Origin of the sequence: Nitratidesulfovibrio oxamicus (assembly GCF_015731765.1) — a bacterium.
Taxonomy (GTDB): domain Bacteria; phylum Desulfobacterota; class Desulfovibrionia; order Desulfovibrionales; family Desulfovibrionaceae; genus Cupidesulfovibrio; species Cupidesulfovibrio oxamicus.
In genome coordinates this window covers 1-3009 of sequence record NZ_VRYY01000315.1, presented here as the reverse complement: position 1 = coordinate 3009, position 3009 = coordinate 1, and the positions used below count along the sequence as shown (strand labels likewise).

Genomic DNA, 3009 nt, shown 5'->3' with positions numbered 1-3009 from the left:
CAGTTCGGCCAGCTTGGCCAGCGAGCGCGCGGCCACAGAGCGGGGCGCCGCCTCGCACAGGGGCACACCCTGATTGATGGCCGACACGGCCGCGCCGTAGTCGTCGCCCACGGTGGCGAACACCTTGCGCTCCAGCAGCCGTTCGGCCTCCGTCAGGTCCACCCCGGCCTGGGGCGACATGCGATTGACCACCAACTGGATGCGCGCGGCCACGGCGGGAGCGGCGGTGGCCACGTCGTCCAGCAGGCGGCGTGCGCCGGCCAGGGCGGGCAGGGCCAGGTCGGTGACCAGCAGGATGGTTTCCGCCTCCTGCATGGAGACCAGGGCCAGTTCGTCGGCATAGGGGCCGCCGTCCACCACGGTGACGGCGTACAGGGCGCGGGCCAGGTCCAGCACGGCCTTCACCGCGCGGGGGCTGATGGCGTCCAGGTCGTCGCCCGTGTCGGGCGAGGCGTATACCTCAAGGCCGCTGGCGTGCCGTTCGGCAAGGCTGCGCAGGAAGGTGGCGTCCAGGCGGGCGAGGTTGCGCGCGCCGTCGGCCCAGGTGCGGGAATATTCCATGTCCAGGAACAGTGGCACGTCGCCCTGGGGCAGGCGCATGTCCATGAGCGCCGCCAGCGGCAGCGCGGCGGGCGCATGGGCGGGGCCGCCCGTGGCCAGCGCCGTGTCGCCCATGGCCTGCATGTCGCGTGCGGCGTTGACGTTGCGCCCGGTCAGATTTCTGCCCGTCTTCTTCGCATCGGGTGCGGGGGCGTTGCCAGCCAGGGAGCGCGCGGCAAGCACGGCCAGGTTCACGGCCACCGTGGTGGCGCCCACGCCGCCCTTGGCGCCCATGATGTGGATGAGTCGGCCACCCGCGGAGGCAGGCGCCGCCGCGGGGCTTGCTGCACGGGTGGTACGACGGCGGCGCGCGTAGCCTTCCAGTGCGGCCAGCACCTCGTCCGAGCGGAACGGCTGGGACAGGAATTCGCTGACCCCGGCGCGCATGGCGCGGATGATCAGGTCCGGGTCCTTCTGGCGCGAGGCCACGAACACCTCGCCCACGCGGGGATCGGTCACCAGCGAGGCGATGGATTCGAAATCGTCCTCAAGGTCGTCTCCCAGTTCCAGGACGACCAGTCCGAGGTCGTCGGCTTCACCGGGGGAGACCAGGCGGAAACCATCCTGCCGGGCGAGGACGCGGGTGAGTTCTTCGCGCGTGGCGAGGCGCTTGGTGAGCAGGCAGACGGGATGGGTGATGTTCATGGCGGATTCTCGCTACTTGCCGATCTTGAAGCGGAGGGTGTTGCCTTCGTCGGGCTTCTTCTCGCCTTCGCGCATGGTTTTCATGACGCGCTCGCCCACCCGGCCATCCAGGCCGATGACGGGATCGTCGTCCGCCGGGCCGGGGTTCAGCCGCTGGGCGTCGCGCTGGGCGCGAAAGGCCTCGCCCTGGGTGAAGGTCCATTCGGAAATGGGCGAATCCTTGGACGGCCCGGCGCAGCCCGCCAGAGCGGAAAGGACGGTCAGGACGGAAAGGACGGACAGGACGCGGAAGACCGCAAGCAGGGGCCGCAGGGCAGGAGAGATGATCCGGTTGCGGGCGCTCATTTCGTGCCTCCCTGTGCATGGCCGGGCAGTACGTGCCCGAACTCGCCCTCCATGCCCGAAGGGGCATCGGCGGAGTTGCGGGGATTGGCATAGGCGGCGGGTGCGGTAATGGCCGGGGCCGCGCCTTCCATCTTGCCCTGGAGGAAGAATTCGAATTCCGATGGCTCGCGAAAGCCGTCGGTGGGCAGCTTGGCCGTGGCGCCGTCCAGCGGCTTGGCCAGGCGCGGGGTGACGATGATGACCAGCTCGGTCTCGTTCTTCTGCCAGTTGCTGGAGCGGAACAGCGTCCCCAGCAGGGGCACGTCGCCCAGCACCGGATACTTCTTGATGTTCTCGCGCACTTCGTCGCGCAGCAGGCCCGCCACGGCAAAGCTCTGGCCGTCGGCCAGTTCCACGGTGGTGGCGGCGCGCCGGGTGGAGATGGCCGGAATGGTGAACCCGTTGATTTCGATGACGTTGGTGTAGTCCAGTTCCGAAACTTCGGGGCTTACGCGCATGCTGATCAGCTTGTCCGAAACCACCGTGGGGGTGAAGCCCAGGGTCACGCCGTACTTCTTGTACTCGATGGCCACGGTGCCCAGGCCCTGCGGCACGGGGATGGGGATTTCGCCCCCGGCCAGGAAGTCGGCATTCTCGCCACTGCGGCAGATCAGGGTGGGTTCGGCCAGCACCTTGACCAGGCCGTTCTGCTTCAGCACGTCCAGAAAGCCCATCAGGCTTGCCCGGCCAGAGGTGGCGCGGAACATGCCGGTGACGTTGGGACTGATCACGGCGCCGGTGGGGCCAACTCCCACCACGCCCTTCTGACTGTCCAGGGTGAACAGCTGGTTCAGCATGCCGAAGGCGAAATCGTTGTTCCAGGCGTAGGTCAGGTCGATGCCCAGGCGTTCCAGCACCGACTTGCGCATTTCGGCCACCTTCACTTCCAGCATCACCTGGTGCACGCCGCCCACCTGCATGAGGTTGGTCACCTTGTCCGGGGCGTACATCCTGGCCACGTCAAGGGCCGTGGTCATGCCCGCGCTGCTGCGCACGGTGCCGGCCAGGGTGATGGATTCGCCCACGGCCATGACCATGATGTCCTTTTCGTCGGGCAGCACGCGGTGCAGCATTTCCTTCAGCTGGGCCAGGTCCGGGGTGACCTGGATGTCGTAGACCTGGGTGATGACCCCGGCCCCGTTCCACAGGGTAAGCGTGGCCCCGCCCGGTTTCTTGCCGGTGACGTAGACCTGCTGGGGCGACAGCACCACCACGCCCGCGATGGCTTCGTCGGACATGGAAACCCGCGCCGCTGGCTGCGCGGTGCGCACCACCATGGACTTGCCCACGGCCAGCGGCACGGCCTGGGGGGTTGCGTCGGCCCGGGCCTGTGCGACGACGGCCAGCAGCAGCGCGGTGGCCAGCACGGCGCATGCCGCG

At 68.6% G+C, this 3009-nt stretch carries 3 protein-coding genes; all 3 read right to left on the bottom strand.

Going from position 1 to position 3009, the window contains the following annotated elements:
* Positions 1–1245, bottom strand: a 1245-nt coding sequence (locus FVW20_RS11045) for a P-loop NTPase family protein (RefSeq protein ID WP_196609606.1), incomplete at its 3' end; no start/stop codon positions are given.
* Between the two features lie 12 nt (positions 1246–1257).
* Positions 1258–1590, bottom strand: coding sequence for a hypothetical protein (locus FVW20_RS11040; RefSeq protein ID WP_196609605.1), 333 nt, complete (start codon positions 1588–1590; stop codon positions 1258–1260).
* On the bottom strand, positions 1587–3009 hold a 1423-nt coding region (locus FVW20_RS11035), incomplete at its 5' end, for a type II and III secretion system protein family protein (protein WP_196609604.1). The genes FVW20_RS11040 and FVW20_RS11035, both read right to left, overlap by 4 nt.